Genomic DNA, 16,628 nt, shown 5'->3' with positions numbered 1-16,628 from the left:
GAATATCCGCCGACGTCGAGATTCATTTTTTGCTTAAAAATTAACCGGTGCCTGCAAATTGTGCAAAAATTGTGCGTTTTGGGGGGTGACCCGTTACGGAACCGTTACCCAATTCCTTGAACGCCCCGTTTTTAGCCGCCCTTCTGACGCCACAAATCCTTGCAGGGAGACCTGCCAAACGGAAGGGCGAAGACGTGAAACTGATTATTGCTGCAATCAAGCCGTTCAAGCTGGAGGAGGTTCGGGAAGCCCTGACCGCCATCGGTGTACGCGGCATGATGGTAACCGAAATCAAGGGGTTTGGCTCGCAATCGGGGCATACCGAAATTTACCGTGGTGCTGAGTACGCAGTTAATTTCGTACCCAAGGTCAAGCTGGAGGTTGTCGTAAGCGCAGCCATGGCTGACCAGGTTGTCGAGACCATCACCACCACCGCAAAAACTGACAAGATCGGCGACGGCAAGATCTTTGTGCTGGACGTCGCACAAGCTGTTCGCGTGCGGACCGGCGAAACCAACGAAGACGCGCTGTAAGCGCAAACCAGACGAAAAAGGGACATTTTTTCCGATGAAACTGAATAAACTCCTCCTTGCTGCAGCGGCCACCGTTGCGCTGCCTTCGCTGGGCTTCGCCCAGGAGGCCGAGGTTCCCGCCGCTGTTCCGACGGATGTGGTGTGGATCCTGAACTCGCTGCTGTTCCTGATCGGTGGTTTCCTGGTGTTCTGGATGGCAGCCGGTTTTGCCATGCTGGAAGCCGGCCTGGTGCGCGGCAAAAACGTTGCCATGCAGCTGACCAAAAACATCGCGCTGTTCTCGCTGGCTGCAATCTTTTACTACCTGATCGGCTATAACCTGATGTACCCGCTGGGTGACTGGGCCATTGAAGGCGTGTTCTCGAACCTGTTCCCGGCTGTTGGCGTTCTGGAAGCTGTTGGCGTTGGCGCTGATGCGGTTGACGACTATTCGTATGCATCGACCGGCTCGGACTATTTCTTCCAGCTGATGTTCTGTGCGGCGACCGCTTCGATCGTTTCGGGTACTGTGGCCGAGCGCATCAAACTGTGGCCCTTCCTGATCTTCGTGGTCGTACTGACCGGTTTCATCTACCCGCTGACCGCATCGTGGACCTGGGGTGGTGGCTTTGTAGGCGAAGCTGGCTTCTCGGACTTTGCTGGTTCGACCATTGTACACTCGGTCGGTGGCTGGGCGGCTCTGACAGGTGCCATCATCCTTGGCCCGCGTCTGGGCAAGTACAAGGACGGCAAAACCGTTCCGATGCCGGGTTCGAACCTGGCCCTGGCAACACTGGGTACGTTCATCCTGTGGCTGGGTTGGTTCGGCTTCAATGGCGGCTCGCAGCTGGCCATGGGCTCGATCGGCGATATGGCTGACATCAGCCGCATCTTCTCGAACACCAACGCCGCTGCTGCTGGTGGTGCCGTTGCCGCGCTGATCCTGACACAGGTTCTGTACAAGAAGCCTGACCTGACCATGGTTCTGAACGGCGCACTGGCCGGTCTGGTGTCGATCACCGCCGAACCGCTGACCCCGTCGCTGGGTGCGGCCACCCTGATCGGTGCCGTGGGCGGTGTGATCGTGGTCTTCGCGGTTCCGATGCTGGACAAGCTGAAGATCGACGACGTTGTGGGCGCCATCCCGGTGCACCTGATTGCCGGTATCTGGGGCACCATCGCGGTTGTCTTCACCAATGGTGACGCGTCGCTGGGCGCGCAGCTGTACGGTATCGTCGTGATCGGTCTGGCGACCATCGTGATGTCGACCATCGTTTGGTTCATCCTGAAAGTGACCATGGGTATCCGCGTCAGCGAAGAGGACGAGATCACCGGTCTGGATATGGCTGAACTGGGTATGGAAGCTTACCCCGAATTCTCGAAGGGCTGACGTCCCTTCCTGTCAGTCCTACGACAAACTGCCCGGGCGTTCGCGCCCGGGTTTCTTTATTGCGATGTTGCAAAAAGGAAAGCGCGCCTTGCGGCGCGCTTGTTGCTGTCTCATCGACCCCCACCCTGTCCCTCCCCCCGTCCGGGGGAGGGGACCTGCGTTGAGGTGTCTCGATTCAGATGCCGGCCCTGGCGATGGCCGAGGCCAGCAGCGGCACGGTTTCGGCGTTCAGCCCCGCGATGTTCATGCGGCTGTCGCCGATGATATAGATTGCATGTGTGTCGCGCAGCGTTTCGATTTGTTCCGGTGTGGCGCCAAGGCGTGAGAACATGCCGCGATGCTGGGCAAGGAAGCCGAAGCGGTTGGAGCCGGTTTCGATCTGCAAAGCATCGGCCAGCTGCGTGCGCAGGGTCAGCATGCCGTTGCGGACCTCTTCCAGTTCGGCCTGCCAATCCGCGCGCAGGGTGGGGTCGGAAAGGATCAGACCCACCAGCCGCGCACCGTGATCGGGCGGGAAGGAATAGTTCAGCCGGTTCAGCGTTGCGAGGTTGTTTTGCGCTAGCGCGGCGTCGGCAGAGCTGGCGCAGATGGTCATCAGGATGCCGGCCCGGTCGCGATACACGCCGAAATTTTTCGAACAGCTTGCCGCGATCAGCATCTCGGGCAGTTTTCCGGCCAGCATCCGGGTCGGCGCCGCGTCCTCGTCCAGCCCGTCGCCAAAGCCCTGATAGGCGATGTCGATCAGCGGGATGGCGCCTTTGGACAGCAAAAGCCCGGCCAGTTCGGTCCATTCCGGCATTGTCAGGTTGGCACCCGTGGGGTTGTGGCAGCAGCCATGCAAAAGCACCACGTCACCCGCGGCCAGACCCTGCAGGTCGGTCATCATGGCGCCAAAATCCACCGCGCGGCTTTCGTTGTCGAAATAGCGGTACTCGGCCGCTTGCAGGCCAACATGGCGCAGGATCGCCGGGTGGTTGGGCCATGTGGGGTTTGACAGCCACACCCGTGCCGCAGGGTTCGCGGATTTGATCAGTTCCAGCGCCTGGTGGATCGCGCCGGTACCGCCCACGGTGGCCACGCTGGCCATCCGGTCCCTGGGTGCGGTGTCGGCAAGGATCAGGTCGCACATTCCGTCCAGAAACTGCGCATCACCGGCCAGCGACGTATAGGCCTTGGTGGTTTCGTCCTGCTGCCATTGGGCCCCGGCCGCGCGAATGGCGCGCATCACCGGCGTGACACCTTCGGCATTGCGGTAAACACCGACGCCAAGGTCGATCTTGCCGGGGCGCGGGTCTTCGCGGAATTGCTGCATCAGGGCAAGGATCTTGTCCTTGGGTTGCTGTGTCAGTTGGTCGAACATCAGACCTCTCCGGTTGCCACGTTCAGATCATCATACATGCCCCACTCGGTCCAGGAACCGTCATACAGGGCGTGATGCCGGTGGCCAATACGTTCCAGCGCCAGGTTGATAATGGCCGCAGTGACGCCCGACCCACAGCTGGTGATCACCGGTTTGGACAGATCAGTGCCCGCAGTTTCGATCACCGCGCGCAGGTCGTCCGGTGACTTCATCGTGCCGTCATCGTTCAGCAATGTGCCAAACGGAATATTGCGCGCGTTGGGGATATGCCCGGCACGCAGACCCGGGCGCGGTTCCGGGACGTCGCCGCGAAAGCGTTCGGCAGCACGCGCATCGAGGATCTCGTAATCGCCCAGCTTCGACGCCGCCGCGACTTGCGTGACATCCTTGATCAGGTTTGCCTGGCGCGACACGGTCATGTGGCGGTCGCGGATCACGGGTGGCAGGTCGTCCACCGGGTGGCCATCGGCCAGCCATTTCGGCAAACCACCATCCAGCACCGCGATGTCGGTTTTGCCCATCAGACGGAACAGCCACCAAACACGGGCGGCGGAAAACAGGCCGTGGCTGTCATAGACCACCACCTGGTGACCGTCACCCACACCAAGGGCGCGCATGCGGCTCATGAATTTCTCGACCGGCGGTACAGTGTGCGGCAGGGCCGAGCGGCTGTCCGAGATTTCGTCGATGTCAAAGAAACGTGCGCCGGGGATGTGGCGTTGTTCAAACTCGGCGGCCCCGTCGCGGCCAGATGCGGGCATATGCCACGAGGCGTCAAAGATCCGCAGATCCGGGTCCTTTAGGTGGGCCGCAAGCCAATCCGTGGATACAAGTGTTTTGGGATCGTCCTGATGCATTTGGGTCTCCGCGTCTGGTTCATTCCGTCTTAGAACGCGGCCCCAGAACTGACAAGGCCACGCGCACTGCGCGGCCTTGTCGCGGCGGGTTACTTCGCCAGGATTTTACGCAATGCGCTGACAATGGCCAGAACAACACCGCCGCCGACACCGCCCGAGGCAACCTGACCGATGATCCCCATCACGTCTGTGCCGCCACCGGCCAATGCACCGGCGCCGACCATGCTCAGCAACTGGCCACCGATGCCGCCGCCGACCACGCCGGCGATCGAGTTGATCAATGCCCCTTGGTCGATCGATTTTATGGCACGACCGGCCGCATTACCGCCGACCGCTCCGGCCAGCAAAGAGATAATAAGTTCCATACGCCTTCCCACTTTGTTGTTCTTAGTGGGCTGCTTAGAGCACAATACACTGTCGATTTCGGTGGGAATCGGGCCGGGTTATTCCCCGTGGCGCAACAGGCGTTGTTTCTGCCGGCTCCAATCGCGCTTGGCCTCGGTTGCGCGTTTGTCGACATTCTTCTTACCCTTGGCGATGCCGATCTTCAGCTTCACCTGACCCTTGTGGTTGAAATACATCACCAGTGGGACAAGGGTCATCCCCTTGCGCTGGGTATCGGCCCACAGATTGGCCAATTCCTTTTTGGAAACCAACAGCTTACGTTTGCGCCGTTCTTCGTGGCCAAAGGTTTTGGCCTGCTCGTAGGGCGCGATATAGCTGTTGATCAGCCACAGCTCGCCATCTTCGACATTGGCATAGCTTTCAGCGATGTTGGACTGGCCCACGCGAAGCGACTTCACCTCGGACCCAAGCAGAACCACGCCACATTCGAGGTCGTCCTCGATGGCGTAATCATATCGGGCGCGCCGGTTTTCAGCGATCACCTTATAGTTCGGGTCTGTCTTCGGTTTGGCCATGGTGGAGGCGATATAGGGGATCACGCCCCTGGGGGAAAGGTGTTGACTCGGTTTGTTATGTATATAACGTTCCTGTTATGGAATCACTTGGTTATGAAAATCCCCGGCTTGATGCGATCTTCGGGGCCCTGTCCGATCCGACCCGGCGCGCGATTTTGGCGCGACTGGCCAAGGGCAAGGCGTCTGTCAACGAAATCGCTGAACCCTTCCCGATCAGTCAGCCAGCAATTTCGCGACACCTGAAGGTGCTGGAAAACGCCGGGCTGATTGCGCGCGAGGTCGATGAACAACGCAGGTTGGCCACGATCAAAGGCGAGAACCTGAAGGCGGCCGCGGGGTGGATCGACCATTTCAGCCAGTTCTGGACAACCAGTTTCGACCAACTCGACGGCCTGCTGGCCGAATTGCAAAAGGACCGCGAAGATGAGTGAGACACCTGAATACATTCTGGACCGCACATTTGATGCCCCCCTTGCGCTGGTGTGGAAGGCGTGGACTACGCCCGACCTTCTGGCGCGCTGGTACGGGCCGGGGGTAGACACGATCATTCACCGGTTTGAATTGCAGCCCGGCGGCTTGTGGCTGAACGAGATGAAATGGGGCGAGACATCCGATCTGAGCCGGATGGAGTTCGTGGCGGTTGAGCCCGAGGCGCGACTGGAATGGCTGCACAGTTCGGCCGATGCCGACTGGAACGTTGCACCCAACATGATGATGCCGGACTGGCCCCGGACCTTGCGGGTGACCATAACATTCAGGGCCGCGGGCGATCAGACAAAACTGCGGCTCAGCAAAGTGCCCGTAGACGCAACCAAGGCCGAGGTGGCTTGTTTTACCCAGGCCATGTCGAACCTGAGCAAGGGCTGGGGTTCCGGCTTTGCCATTCTCGACCAGGTGCTGGCGGAAATGCAGGCTGATTGAGCGCCTTGCGGCGCAAGCCTATGTCTCGCTGTGCGCCCATCCGGGCTGCTCGCTCGGGTGGGCGTTTCGTGGTTCCGGTGCGGCACGGGGGTCCGGGGGGCGTCCCCCGGCCCTGGAAAAGCAATGCGCCGCAAGGCGCGCCTTTTGATTGAAGGCGCTTAGTTCAGCAGCCCGGCATGGTGCATTGCATCGTCGATCTGCGCTTCGACCTTGGCCGAAACCGGCAGGATTGGCAGGCGCATTTCGTTTTCGCATTTCCCCAGCTTCGACATGGCGTATTTGGCGCCGGCCAGGCCGGGTTCCGCGAAGATGGCCATGTGCAGTGGCATCAACCGGTCCAGCAATGTCAATGCGCGGCCATAATCCCCGTCCAGCGTTGCCGTCTGGAACTCTGCACACAGTTTGGGTGCGACATTGGCGGTGACCGAGATACAGCCTTGGCCCCCATGCGCGTTGAAGCCCAGTGCGGTGGCATCCTCGCCAGACAGCTGGACAAAATCGTCGCCGCAGGTGATGCGTTGTTGGGGCACCCGGCTCAGGTCACCGGTGGCATCCTTGACGCCGATGACCCGCGGCAGTTTGGCCAGTGCGCCCATGGTTTCCGGCAGCATATCCACGACCGAGCGACCGGGGATGTTGTAGATGATGATCGGCAGATTGCAGCTGTCATGCATCGCTTTGAAATGGGCGTACAGGCCGTCCTGGGTCGGTTTGTTGTAGTAGGGTGTTACAACAAGCGCCGCATCAGCCCCCACCCGTTCGGCATGTTGGATCAGGCGGATGCCTTCGGCCGTGTTGTTCGACCCGGCTCCGGCGATCACGGGCACGCGGCCGGCGGCGGTTTCCACCACCACCTCGATCACGCGCTCATGTTCCTCGTGGCTCAGGGTGGGGCTTTCGCCCGTGGTACCCACCGGCACCAGACCGTGGCTGCCTTCGGCGATTTGCCATTCGACCAGCTGTTTGAGCGTGTCGAAATCCACAGCGCCGTCTTTAAACGGCGTCACCAGGGCTGGAATGGACCCTTTGAACATGACACGCTCCTTTCAATTATGTTCGATAGCCAAGCGACCGAGTCGCGGTGGCAGGCGCGGCGAACCTAGCGGGGTGGGCCGGAATTGCCAAGTTCGTGATTTGCCGGATTTGGTCGAAGTGACAAGTATTGGGGCCTTGCACTGGCAGGCAAAGGGCGGCGGATGCGTTGGATTATACTCATATGGGTTTCGCTTTGGGCCCCGATCGCCGGGGCCCAGCAGACATCGATCGACCTGCGGCCCGTGATGGCCGCCGTTCGGGCCGACGAATGGGACATCGCCCGCGCCCTTGCCCGGCCGCAGGGCCAGGTGGTGCGCGATATCGTGGAATGGCGCGCTTTGCGGGCCGGAATCGGCGATTTTGGCACCTATCTGGACTTTCTGGACCGCAACGCCCAATGGCCCGGGCTGGACCGTGTGCGTGCCAATGCCGAGGCAACCCTGACCGCCGATATCGACGCACAGACGGTGATCCGCTTTTTCAGGGACGAACAGCCTGTCACCGGTATAGGGGGGCTGCGGCTGGCCCAGGCCTTCGCGGCGATGGGGCTGGAGGGGGATGCCGCGGCGCAGGCCGTCATCACGTGGCGCACCCGACCGTTGGATGACACGGCCCATGCCACGATGCTGCAACAGTTCGGCAGCCTGCTGGCCGACCATCATCAGGCGCGGATGGATTCGATGCTTTGGGCCGGTGCCGCCTCCTCGGCCCGGCGGATGATGCCTCTGGTCTCGGAAGATTGGCAGAAACTCGCCGAGGCGCGGCTGGCCCTGCGGGGCAACCAAAACGGCGTGGATGCCCGGATCGAAGCCGTGCCGGATGCCCTGCGCGCGGATCCGGGGCTGGCGTATGAACGTTTTGCCTGGCGCATGCGCAAAGGGCGGGTGGACGACGCCATTTCGCTGCTGGATGCGCAAAGCATTGCACCCGAAACCCTTGGTCAGCCTCAGGCGTGGGCCGCGCAGCGTCGCGTTCTGGCACGGCGGCTGATGCGGGACGGTCAGTTTGAACTTGCCTACCGTCTTGCCGCCGGAAACTTCCTGACCGAAGGGGCCGCCTATGCTGATCTGGAGTGGTTGGCCGGTTTCATCGCCCTGCGCCTGCTGGACGAACCAAAGGTCGCGCTGGCGCATTTCCTGCGCTTTGAAACGGCGGTTGGCACACCGATCAGCCTTGGACGGGCCGGTTACTGGCAAGGCCGCGCGTACGAGCGTTTGGGCGCGCCGGAACAGGCGCAGGCCGCTTATGCCAAGGGCGGCCAGTACCAGACCAGCTTTTACGGGCAATTGGCGGCCGAAAAGGCGGGCCTGGCCCCGGACCCGGCCTTGGTCGGCGGGCCGCTGCCCGACTGGAAATCGTCGCCCTTTACCGGGACTTCGGCACTGCAGGCCACGCAATTGTTCCTGAACGCCGGTGAACGCAACCTTGCCGAATGGTTCCTGACCCATCTGGCCGAAGACGCCACGCCCGGCCAACAGGCACAGATCGCGGCGCTGGCCTTTGACTTGGAAGAACCCCATATTGCCCTGCGTGTCGCCAAGGTGGCGGCCTCGGACAGGGTTGTCCTGCCCAAGGCGTATTTCCCCCTGACCGACCTGGCCGCAGCCAAACACCCGGTGCCGACCGAACTGGTGCTGGCTATTGCCCGCCGCGAGAGCGAGTTTGACCCCGGCGTCACCTCGGGGGCTGGTGCGCGGGGGTTGATGCAACTGATGCCCGGCACGGCCAAGCAGGTCTCTGGCAACCTGAACCTTGACTACCGGCCCGGTGCCTTGCTGACAGATCCGGAATACAACGCCGTGTTGGGGGGCGCGTATCTGGCGGAGCTGATCGAAGAGTTCGGCAATAACTATGTGCTGGTCTCGGCCGCCTACAACGCGGGGCCAAGCCGCCCCAAACGCTGGATTGAACGGTTTGGCGATCCACGCTCTGCCGGGGTGGATGTGATCGACTGGATCGAGTTCATTCCTTTCACCGAAACCCGGAACTACGTTATGCGGGTCACCGAGTCGCTGTTTGTCTACCGCGCCCGGCTTGACGGTCAGGTTGGGTCACTTGCCCTGTCACGGGAACTGAAGCAGCGTTAAGCGCTTTGTCGGCTGCGCCACAGGGTGAACAACCCGGCCGCGATTACGATGGCTGCACCGATGGCCACGTTGGCCTGCAGGCTTTCGCCAAACACAACCAGCCCGATGGTCGAGGCAAAAACCAGTTGCAGATAGGCAAAGGGCTGCACCGCGCTGGCCTCGGATACCTCGTAACAACGGATCAGGGTCCAGTGGCCCAACGCGCCCGAGATCATCAGCGCGATCATCCAACCCCAGTCGGGCCCCGCCATCGGTTCCCAAAACCAGATGCCAACCAGCGTGATCCCCACGAACCCGGACATGCCGGTCCAGAAAAAGCTGGTGGCGGCGTCGTCCTTGCGCGCGGCAAAACGGGTCAGCAGGCCATAAAGCGCGAACATGATGGCAGCGATCAGCGGGATGATGGCGGCGGGCTGAAACACGGTGCGCCCGGGTTGCAGGATGATCAGCACGCCCACGAACCCCACGCCGATGGCCGCCCACCGGCGCCAGCCCACGCGCTCGCCCAGAATGGGGCCGGACAATGCCGCAATGATCAGCGGATAGGCCGCAAAGATCGCATGGCTTTCCACCAGTCCCAGCGCCACGAACCCCGCCACCATCACGCAGATCTCGGCCACCAGCAGCAAACCGCGAAAGGCCTGCAAAACCGGTTGCTTCGTGGCCGCCGCGGCGCGCAATCCGCCCGCCTGCCGCGCGCCCATCGCCGCCACGAACCCGGCAAAGAACCAATAACGCAGCATGATCACCATCATGACGTTGTATTCCCCGGCCAAATGCCGCGAGAACCCGTCCTGGATGGCGAAAACCAGCGTGGTGCACACCATCAACGTGATGCCCAGACGGGTGTTTTGCTCTTTCACCGATGTACTCCTACACTCATATGCCGTTTGCGGCCGTAGCCCGGTACGCGATCCACGGCGAACCCGGCCGCCTCCAGCGCACGGCGGATATGCCCGGCGGCCGAATAGGTGGCGAATGTACCACCCGGGCGGGTGTGCGCACCCACCTCGGCCATCAGCGCGTCGCCCCACAATTCCGGGTTTTTGGCCGGGGCGAACCCGTCCAGAAACCACGCATCCGCCAGCCCGCGCCATTGCGGTAGCGCCGCGCGCGCATCGCCCACGATCACCTCGGCCAACAGACCCGGCGCCCGCAGCCAGCGCCGCCCGGAACGCCAGTTCGCCAACAGCGGCGCGGCCAGATCGGCGATCTGGGGGAAATTCTCCAGCACCCGCGCCATGTCGTCCGCGGCCATCGGAAACGCCTCGAAACTGGTAAACCGCAGCGTGCCGGGTCTGCCCGCCTGCTGCCATGCCTGCCACGCTGCCAACAGGTTCAGACCGCTGCCAAATCCCAGCTCGGCAATGTGGAAATCCGCCGTGAACCGCCCCGGCAACCCGTTGCCCGCAAGGAACACATGCCGTGTTTCATCCAGCCCGTTTTCCAGCGAAAAATAGGGGTCATCAAACTGCCGCGAAACCGGAACGCCGTTGTCGTTCCACGCGATATCTGCGAAGGGGTCGGAATGCATCAGGGCCTCGAAAAGCTGAGGCCGACAATGGGGAAGAGTGAGGCCAATGGCAATGGCTGACATCACGGTGATGGGCGCAGGGGCGATCGGGTTGTCGGTGGCCTGGGCCTGCTTGCGGCGCGGGGCGCGGGTGCGGGTGATCGATCCGCGCGGTCCCGGTGGTGGGGCGTCGGGCGGCATCGTCGGCGCGCTGGCCCCGCATGTGCCCGAGAACTGGAACCCCAAAAAGGCCTATCAACTGGCCAGCCTGCTGCGCGCCGAAACCTTTTGGGCCGAGGTGGCCGCGGCGGGCGGCAAAGACCCCGGCTATGGCCGGTTGGGCCGGTTACAGCCCTTGGCCGATGACCGCGCGATCGACATGGCACAGGCCCGCGCCGGGGGCGCGCGCGACCTGTGGCAGGGGCGGGCTGAATGGACTGTGCGCGCAGCCGGTGAATTCGGCGACTGGGCCCCGCCCAGCCCCACCGGCATGGTCATCCACGACACGCTGAGCGCGCGGCTCTACCCCGCGATGGCCTGCGCCGCGCTGGCCGCTGCGATCACCGCCAAGGGCGGTGAGATTTCGACCGATGGCACGCCCCAGGGGCCCGTGGTCTGGGCCACGGGGTATGAAGGGTTGTTGTCGCTTTCCGCGCATTTCCAGCAACCGGTTGGCAATGGCGTGAAAGGCCAGGCAGCGCTGTTGCAGGTTGACCGCCGCGATGCGCCGCAACTTTTTGCCGATGGCGTGCATTTTGTACCGCACGTGGATGGCACGCTGGCCATTGGCTCGACCTCGGAACGGGAATTCGACAACCCGCGCAGCACCGATGCCGGGCTGGACGATCTGCTGACCCGCGCCCGCGCGCTGGTGCCTGCCATCGCAGATGCGCCGGTGCTGAAACGCTGGGCCGGGGTGCGGCCGCGTGCGCGCAGCCGCGCGCCGATGCTGGGCGCATGGCCGGCGCGCGCGGGGCATTTCATCGCCAATGGCGGGTTCAAAATCGGGTTTGGCATGGCGCCGAAAATGGCCGAGGATATGGCCGACCTGATCCTGACCGGGCATGCCGATATCCCGCCCGATTTCCTGCCACAGGCGAACCTGAAAGGCCCCGCATGACCCCGACATTACGCGCCCTCGATCATCTGGTTCTGACCGTCGCCGACATCGACGAAACCATCGCCTTCTATCGCGACGTGCTGGGCATGCAGGCGATTGCCTTCACCGTGGCCGACGGCTCCACCCGCTGGGCGCTGAGCTTTGGCGCACAGAAGATCAACCTGCACCCGCAGGGCGGCGAGTTCGACCCCAAGGCCGCGAACCCGGCGCCGGGCACGGCGGATCTGTGTTTCCTGTCGGACGTGCCGCTGGCCGATTGGCAGACCCACTTGCGGGCAACCGGCACCAAAATCGAGGAAGGCCCCGTGCCGCGCACCGGTGCGACCGGGCCGATCACCTCGATCTATCTGCGCGACCCCGATGGCAACCTGATCGAGGTTTCGAACCCCGCCTAGGCCGGGATGGCCGCGCGCAGGTTTTCCATCAACGCGGTCAGGTTTTTTTCGTAACGCTCGTTCGTCAGCCGCCCGTTCTCGTCGAACTGGCTGCTGGCCGATCCCACCAGAACTTCGGGTCCGTTGATCAGGCGCGGGCGGAAGGGCATGATCGACAGGTGCATGATCCACTGCACCCGCTCGCCGCCCGACCGGCCCGCCGTTGCGGTCATCAGGGCCACCGGCTTGTCGCGCCAGGGGCTGCCCTTGGTGCGACTGACCCAGTCCAGCGCGTTCTTCAACACGCCCGAGATCGACTTGTTGTATTCCGGACTGGCCACAATCACCGCATCTGCGGCGGCGATTTGATCCGACAGCAATTGCACCGCGTCAGGGATGCCGTCCGTGTCTTCGACGTCACCGTCATAAAGCGGCAGCCGCAGATTCGCTTCGACGAACTCATCGGGGTCAAACAACCGCGCGGCCTCGCGGATCAGCAATCGGTTCACCGAATTCTCGCGAAGCGCCCCGGAAATCCCCAGCAACTTGGTCATTGTGTCTCCTGTTATCGCATTACCGGCAAATTAACGGCACATTTTTGGGGTGCAATGAGGTTTCAGTAACACCCTTTCTTCAGACTGAAGTTTAAACTTCGGGGGAAACGTAATGCGTAAACTTGTAATACTAGGTGTAACTTTGGCTGTGACAGCATGCGCCAGTCCGCAGCTGCAGGGATCGGTCAGCCGGAATGTCGATGTCGAGAACTCCAGCTTTCGCGTGTTCTTCAATCGCCACAAGGCCGAGGCGACCCGCACCAATCTCGAATTCGGTCCAAATTCCAACGGGATCATGCAGCGCGGCTACCGGGCGATCCAGTTGGCAACAGGGTGCGAGATCGTGCCCGGAACCTTTGACGGCGATCCTGCTTTGATGCGGGCAGAGCTGTTCTGCCCCCTCTGAACCCGCAATATCTTGGGGATAACTCGTCGAAATCGGCTATATCAGGTGTGCGGCGCTTGACTCGGCGCGCAACTGGCCAAAGGATTTAAGGTCAGTTGGAATCACACCGGGACCCCCTCTTTGCGCTTTTCCCGCCTCAGGCTCAATGGCTTCAAAAGCTTCGTCGACCCCACCGACCTTGTCATCGCTGACGGGCTGACCGGGGTTGTAGGGCCAAATGGCTGCGGCAAGTCCAACCTGCTGGAGGCGCTGCGCTGGGTCATGGGCGAAAACCGCCCCACCGCGATGCGCGGCGGCGGGATGGAGGACGTGATCTTTGCCGGCGCCGCCACGCGCCCGGCGCGCAATTTTGCCGAGGTCAGCCTGCAGGTCGATAACTCGGAACGCCTTGCGCCTGCTGGATTTAATGACGCTGACATGTTGGAGATCGTGCGCAGGATCACCCGCGATGCGGGCTCGGCCTATAAGGCAAATACCAAGGATGTGCGGGCGCGCGACGTGCAGATGCTGTTCGCCGATGCCTCGACCGGGGCGCATTCGCCCGCGCTGGTCCGGCAGGGGCAGATATCGGAGCTGATCAACGCCAAACCCAAGAATCGCCGCCGCATTCTGGAAGAAGCTGCAGGTATTTCAGGGCTTTACCAGCGCCGACACGAGGCCGAGCTGAAGCTGAACGGGGCCGAGACGAATTTGACCCGTGTCGATGACGTGATCGACCAACTGGCGCAACAGCTGTCGCAACTGGCTAGACAGGCCAGGCAGGCGGCGCGGTATCGTGAGATCGGCGAAAACCTGCGACGGTCGGAGGGTATGTTGCTGTATCGGCGCTGGAAAGAGGCCGACGAAGCACGCGCGCAGGCAGCGGACGAACTGCGTGAGCGCACCACCGCTGCGGCGCAAGGCGAGGGGCTGGCTCGTCGGGCCACCAAAGACCGGGAAGCCGCCGAAGAAGCGCTGCCGCCTCTGCGCGAGGAAGACACGATCGCTGCCGCCGTGGTGCAGCGGTTGCTGGTGGAACAGACGGCGCTGAGCGATCAGGAAGCCCGCGCGGTTGAGGCCATCGAAACCCTGTCCGCGCGCATCGAACAGCTGTCCAAGGACATTGAGCGCGAAACCGGCCTGACCCGCGATGCGGGGGAAACGATGAAGCGGTTGGAATGGGAGCAAGCCCAGATTGCCAAGGCTAATGAGGGGCATGACGACGCACTTGCCGCCGTCAGCGCCGAGGCACAGGAAGCCGCCGAGACCCTGCAGAACCGCGAGGCAACGCTGACCGAGCTGGGCGAGGATGTGGCGCGTCTGGCGGCCCGGCACCAATCAGCGCATCGTCTGTTGGAGGACACGCAAAAGACCGTTGATCGCAGCGAAGGCGAGGCCGGGAAGGCAACTGAGGCGGTTGAAGCGGCCGAAGCCGCCCGCGTTTCCGCGCAAACTACGCTCGAAGGTGCAAAGGCCAGCCATGTGAACGCTCAGACGACCGCAGAAAATGCCGAGAAAACCCTTGCCGAAGCCGATGACGCCCGCGCCGAAGCGCAGGGCCGCGAGGCCGAAGCCCGCGCCGAGCATTCCGCCGCCGAGGGGGAGGCCAAGGCGCTGCGCGCCGAGGTGGCGGCGCTGGCCCGTCTGGTAGACCGCGACACGGCCGAGGGTGGCCAGATCATGGACCGGCTGGAGGTTCAGCCGGGTTACGAACAGGCGCTGGGCGCGGCGCTGGGCGACGATCTGCGCGCGCCGGAACGGGCCGATGGGCGGCGCACCGGCTGGGCTGAACTGCCCGGCTATGCCGACGGGCAGGTGCTGCCCGATGGGGTTGCGGCGTTGACGAATTACGTCTCTGCCCCAACGGTTCTGGCCCGGCGCATGGCGCAGATCGGGCTGGTCGATGCCGCCGATGGGCCGGGCCTGCAATCAGCGCTGAAACCCGGGCAGCGGCTGGTCAGTATCGAGGGTGATCTGTGGCGCTGGGACGGGTATTGCGCCGGGGCCGAAGACGTGCCGTCCGCCGCTGCGCTGCGCCTGCAACAGCTGAACCGGCTGGTGGAGCTGAAGCGCGACCTCGAAGAGGCCAATGCGCGCGCCATAGGGGCCGAACAGGCGCATAAGGTGCTGACGGAACGCCTGGCGCAATTGACCGAGGCTGACCGGCTGGCCCGGCAGGCCCGGCGCGACGCCGACCGGTCGGTAGCCGAAGCGGGACGCGCCCTGTCGCGGGCCGAAAGCGACCTGGCCATTGCCCAGACCAAGAAGGAAAGCGCGGAATTGGCGGTGCGGCGGCACGAGGATGAAGCCGCGGGGGCGCGGGGACGATTGGCCGAGGCGCAGGCCAGCGTCGACAAGCTGCCGGATCTGGACGAGGCGCGCGGCAAGGTCGAAGATGTGCGCATGACGGTTGAGGCGGCGCGTCTGACGATGCTGACCAAACGTTCAGCCCATGACGAGCTGCGCCGTGAAGGCGAAGCGCGCACCAGGCGTCGGCAAGAGGTCACAAAAGAGCTCAGCGGTTGGCGGCACCGGCTGGACACGGCCGAGACGCGGATTGCAGAGCTGAACGATCGCAAAGAGTCCTCGGAACAAGAGCTGGACGCCGCCCAGGCTGCCCCGGGCAAGCTGGCCGGCGAGCGGGAGACGTTGCAAGCCCGGCTGAAAACCGCCGAGGCGCGCAAGGCGCAATCGGCGGATACACTGTCGAAAGGGGAAGGCGCGCTGCGCGCTGCCGTGGAGGCCGAGCGCAATGCCGAACGCAATGCCTCGCAACTGCGCGAAGACCGGGCCGGGGCCGAGGCCCGGGTTGAGGCCGCGAAAACGGCTGTTGAGGCCACCGAGGAACGGATCGCCGAGGTTCTGGAAACTCAGCCGCAAAAGCTGTTGGAGCAGCTTGATGTCGATCCCGCCACCATGCCGCGGGCCGAGGCGATCGAGGCCGATGTGGCGCGGCTGCGCCGGCAGCGCGACGCGCTGGGTGCGGTGAACCTGCGGGCCGAGGAAGACGCGCGCGAGGTGCAGACCGAGCATGACACGCTGCTGAACGAGAAACAGGACCTCGAGGAAGCCATCCGAGCGCTGCGCAACGGGATTGCCGGGCTGAACCGCGAGGGGCGCGAGCGGTTGCTGACCGCGTTTGAGCAGGTGAACAGCAACTTCTCGGTGCTGTTCAAGCACCTCTTTGGCGGCGGCGAGGCGGATCTGGTTCTGGTGGAAAGCGACGACCCGCTGGAGGCGGGGTTGGAGATCATGTGCCAGCCGCCGGGCAAGAAGCTGAGCACGCTGAGCCTGCTGTCGGGGGGGGAACAGACGCTGACGGCGCTGGCGCTGATTTTTGCAGTGTTTTTGGCCAACCCGGCGCCGATCTGTGTGCTGGACGAGGTGGACGCGCCGTTGGACGATGCCAATGTGACGCGGTTCTGCGATCTGCTGGACGAGATGACGCGGCGGGCGGATACGCGGTTTCTGATCATCACCCACCACGCGGTGACGATGAGCCGGATGGATCGGCTGTTTGGGGTGACCATGGCCGAGCAGGGGGTGAGCCAGCTGGTGTCGGTGGATCTGAAGAAGGCCGAGGCGTTGGTGGCGTGAGGG

The 16,628-nt window shown here is 63.2% G+C and carries 17 protein-coding genes; 9 read left to right on the top strand and 8 right to left on the bottom strand.

All coding sequences use genetic code 11. The features are described from left to right. The first annotated feature begins 194 nt into the window (after positions 1 to 194). Positions 195 to 533: a P-II family nitrogen regulator gene (locus ACMU_RS00300; protein ID WP_035255107.1), complete on the top strand. Its 339-nt coding sequence runs from the start codon at positions 195 to 197 to the stop codon at positions 531 to 533. Between the two features lie 34 nt (positions 534 to 567). Further along, positions 568 to 1,902 carry an ammonium transporter gene (locus ACMU_RS00295; protein ID WP_035255105.1) on the top strand — a complete coding sequence of 445 codons (1,335 nt, stop codon included), beginning with the start codon at positions 568 to 570 and terminating at the stop codon, positions 1,900 to 1,902. Between the two features lie 175 nt (positions 1,903 to 2,077). Here ACMU_RS00295 and ACMU_RS00290 read toward each other — a convergent pair whose 3' ends face one another. From ACMU_RS00290 to smpB, 4 genes are all read right to left on the bottom strand, one after another. Then, a complete protein-coding gene (locus ACMU_RS00290) occupies positions 2,078 to 3,262 on the bottom strand; it encodes an amino acid aminotransferase (protein WP_035255102.1) in 1,185 nt (394 codons plus the stop codon). Continuing rightward, positions 3,262 to 4,119 (bottom strand): 3-mercaptopyruvate sulfurtransferase, encoded by an 858-nt coding sequence (gene sseA / locus ACMU_RS00285; protein WP_035255100.1) that lies wholly within the window; start codon positions 4,117 to 4,119, stop codon positions 3,262 to 3,264. Before sseA ends, ACMU_RS00290 begins: the two co-directional genes overlap by 1 nt. Positions 4,120 to 4,208: 89 nt before the next feature. Next, positions 4,209 to 4,484, bottom strand: a complete 276-nt coding sequence (locus tag ACMU_RS00280) for a hypothetical protein (RefSeq protein WP_035255097.1) — start codon at positions 4,482 to 4,484, stop codon at positions 4,209 to 4,211. Between the two features lie 78 nt (positions 4,485 to 4,562). Then, a complete protein-coding gene (smpB, locus tag ACMU_RS00275; RefSeq protein ID WP_035255956.1) occupies positions 4,563 to 5,039 on the bottom strand; it encodes an SsrA-binding protein SmpB in 477 nt (158 codons plus the stop codon). A 77-nt stretch (positions 5,040 to 5,116) separates the two neighbouring features. Here smpB and ACMU_RS00270 point away from each other — a divergent pair, with 77 nt between their 5' ends. Together ACMU_RS00270 and ACMU_RS00265 are read left to right on the top strand one after the other, a co-directional pair. Continuing rightward, on the top strand, positions 5,117 to 5,470 hold the full coding sequence (locus ACMU_RS00270) for an ArsR/SmtB family transcription factor (RefSeq protein WP_035255094.1): 354 nt from the start codon (positions 5,117 to 5,119) through the stop codon (positions 5,468 to 5,470). Then, complete coding sequence (locus ACMU_RS00265) at positions 5,463 to 5,960, top strand: SRPBCC family protein (RefSeq protein WP_035255092.1); 498 nt, start codon at positions 5,463 to 5,465, stop codon at positions 5,958 to 5,960. The genes ACMU_RS00270 and ACMU_RS00265 overlap by 8 nt, the downstream gene beginning before the upstream one ends. Before the next feature lie 158 nt (positions 5,961 to 6,118). Here ACMU_RS00265 and dapA read toward each other — a convergent pair whose 3' ends face one another. Then, positions 6,119 to 6,994, bottom strand: a complete 876-nt coding sequence (dapA, locus tag ACMU_RS00260; protein WP_035255089.1) for a 4-hydroxy-tetrahydrodipicolinate synthase — start codon at positions 6,992 to 6,994, stop codon at positions 6,119 to 6,121. Positions 6,995 to 7,156: 162 nt separating this feature from the next. Between dapA and ACMU_RS00255 the strand changes: the two genes are divergently transcribed. Then, positions 7,157 to 9,082: a lytic transglycosylase domain-containing protein gene (locus ACMU_RS00255; RefSeq protein ID WP_236626154.1), complete on the top strand. Its 1,926-nt coding sequence runs from the start codon at positions 7,157 to 7,159 to the stop codon at positions 9,080 to 9,082. On the opposite strand, the gene ACMU_RS00250 is transcribed toward ACMU_RS00255, so the two are convergent. Next, entirely contained in the window at positions 9,079 to 9,945 is an 867-nt protein-coding gene (locus tag ACMU_RS00250; RefSeq protein WP_035255087.1) for a DMT family transporter, read from the bottom strand. The two genes, ACMU_RS00255 and ACMU_RS00250, sit on opposite strands and share 4 nt — an antisense overlap. Further along, complete coding sequence (gene mnmD / locus ACMU_RS00245) at positions 9,942 to 10,616, bottom strand: tRNA (5-methylaminomethyl-2-thiouridine)(34)-methyltransferase MnmD (protein WP_035255084.1); 675 nt, start codon at positions 10,614 to 10,616, stop codon at positions 9,942 to 9,944. The genes ACMU_RS00250 and mnmD overlap by 4 nt, the downstream gene beginning before the upstream one ends. A 46-nt stretch (positions 10,617 to 10,662) precedes the next feature. On the opposite strand from mnmD, the gene ACMU_RS00240 reads away from it, so the two are divergent. Beyond that, positions 10,663 to 11,715, top strand: a complete 1,053-nt coding sequence (locus ACMU_RS00240; protein ID WP_081805330.1) for an NAD(P)/FAD-dependent oxidoreductase — start codon at positions 10,663 to 10,665, stop codon at positions 11,713 to 11,715. Further along, positions 11,712 to 12,110 carry a VOC family protein gene (locus ACMU_RS00235; RefSeq protein ID WP_035255081.1) on the top strand — a complete coding sequence of 133 codons (399 nt, stop codon included), beginning with the start codon at positions 11,712 to 11,714 and terminating at the stop codon, positions 12,108 to 12,110. Before ACMU_RS00240 ends, ACMU_RS00235 begins: the two co-directional genes overlap by 4 nt. Here the strand turns inward: ACMU_RS00235 and ACMU_RS00230 are convergent. Continuing rightward, a complete protein-coding gene (locus ACMU_RS00230) occupies positions 12,107 to 12,643 on the bottom strand; it encodes an NADPH-dependent FMN reductase (protein WP_035255079.1) in 537 nt (178 codons plus the stop codon). The genes ACMU_RS00235 and ACMU_RS00230 overlap by 4 nt on opposite strands. Before the next feature lie 112 nt (positions 12,644 to 12,755). Between ACMU_RS00230 and ACMU_RS00225 the strand changes: the two genes are divergently transcribed. Then, positions 12,756 to 13,049, top strand: coding sequence for a hypothetical protein (locus ACMU_RS00225; protein ID WP_035255076.1), 294 nt, complete (start codon positions 12,756 to 12,758; stop codon positions 13,047 to 13,049). Positions 13,050 to 13,169: 120 nt separating this feature from the next. After that, positions 13,170 to 16,625, top strand: coding sequence for a chromosome segregation SMC family protein (locus tag ACMU_RS00220; RefSeq protein WP_035255073.1), 3,456 nt, complete (start codon positions 13,170 to 13,172; stop codon positions 16,623 to 16,625). Positions 16,626 to 16,628 lie beyond the last annotated feature (3 nt).

Source organism: Actibacterium mucosum KCTC 23349 (genome assembly GCF_000647975.1).
GTDB classification, from domain to species: domain Bacteria; phylum Pseudomonadota; class Alphaproteobacteria; order Rhodobacterales; family Rhodobacteraceae; genus Actibacterium; species Actibacterium mucosum.
Note: the sequence above shows the minus strand (reverse complement) of the source record. Positions and strands in the feature narration are given on the sequence as shown.

Coding starts and splice junctions, on each gene's coding strand:
- ACMU_RS00295 (WP_035255105.1), top strand. CDS start 568: ATGAAACTGAATAAACTCCTCCTTGCTGCAGCGGCCACCGTTGCGCTG.
- ACMU_RS00290 (WP_035255102.1), bottom strand. CDS start 3,262: ATGTTCGACCAACTGACACAGCAACCCAAGGACAAGATCCTTGCCCTG.
- sseA (WP_035255100.1), bottom strand. CDS start 4,119: ATGCATCAGGACGATCCCAAAACACTTGTATCCACGGATTGGCTTGCG.
- ACMU_RS00280 (WP_035255097.1), bottom strand. CDS start 4,484: ATGGAACTTATTATCTCTTTGCTGGCCGGAGCGGTCGGCGGTAATGCG.
- smpB (WP_035255956.1), bottom strand. CDS start 5,039: ATGGCCAAACCGAAGACAGACCCGAACTATAAGGTGATCGCTGAAAAC.
- ACMU_RS00270 (WP_035255094.1), top strand. CDS start 5,117: ATGGAATCACTTGGTTATGAAAATCCCCGGCTTGATGCGATCTTCGGG.
- ACMU_RS00265 (WP_035255092.1), top strand. CDS start 5,463: ATGAGTGAGACACCTGAATACATTCTGGACCGCACATTTGATGCCCCC.
- dapA (WP_035255089.1), bottom strand. CDS start 6,994: ATGTTCAAAGGGTCCATTCCAGCCCTGGTGACGCCGTTTAAAGACGGC.
- ACMU_RS00255 (WP_236626154.1), top strand. CDS start 7,157: ATGCGTTGGATTATACTCATATGGGTTTCGCTTTGGGCCCCGATCGCC.
- mnmD (WP_035255084.1), bottom strand. CDS start 10,616: ATGCATTCCGACCCCTTCGCAGATATCGCGTGGAACGACAACGGCGTT.
- ACMU_RS00240 (WP_081805330.1), top strand. CDS start 10,663: ATGGCAATGGCTGACATCACGGTGATGGGCGCAGGGGCGATCGGGTTG.
- ACMU_RS00235 (WP_035255081.1), top strand. CDS start 11,712: ATGACCCCGACATTACGCGCCCTCGATCATCTGGTTCTGACCGTCGCC.
- ACMU_RS00230 (WP_035255079.1), bottom strand. CDS start 12,643: ATGACCAAGTTGCTGGGGATTTCCGGGGCGCTTCGCGAGAATTCGGTG.
- ACMU_RS00225 (WP_035255076.1), top strand. CDS start 12,756: ATGCGTAAACTTGTAATACTAGGTGTAACTTTGGCTGTGACAGCATGC.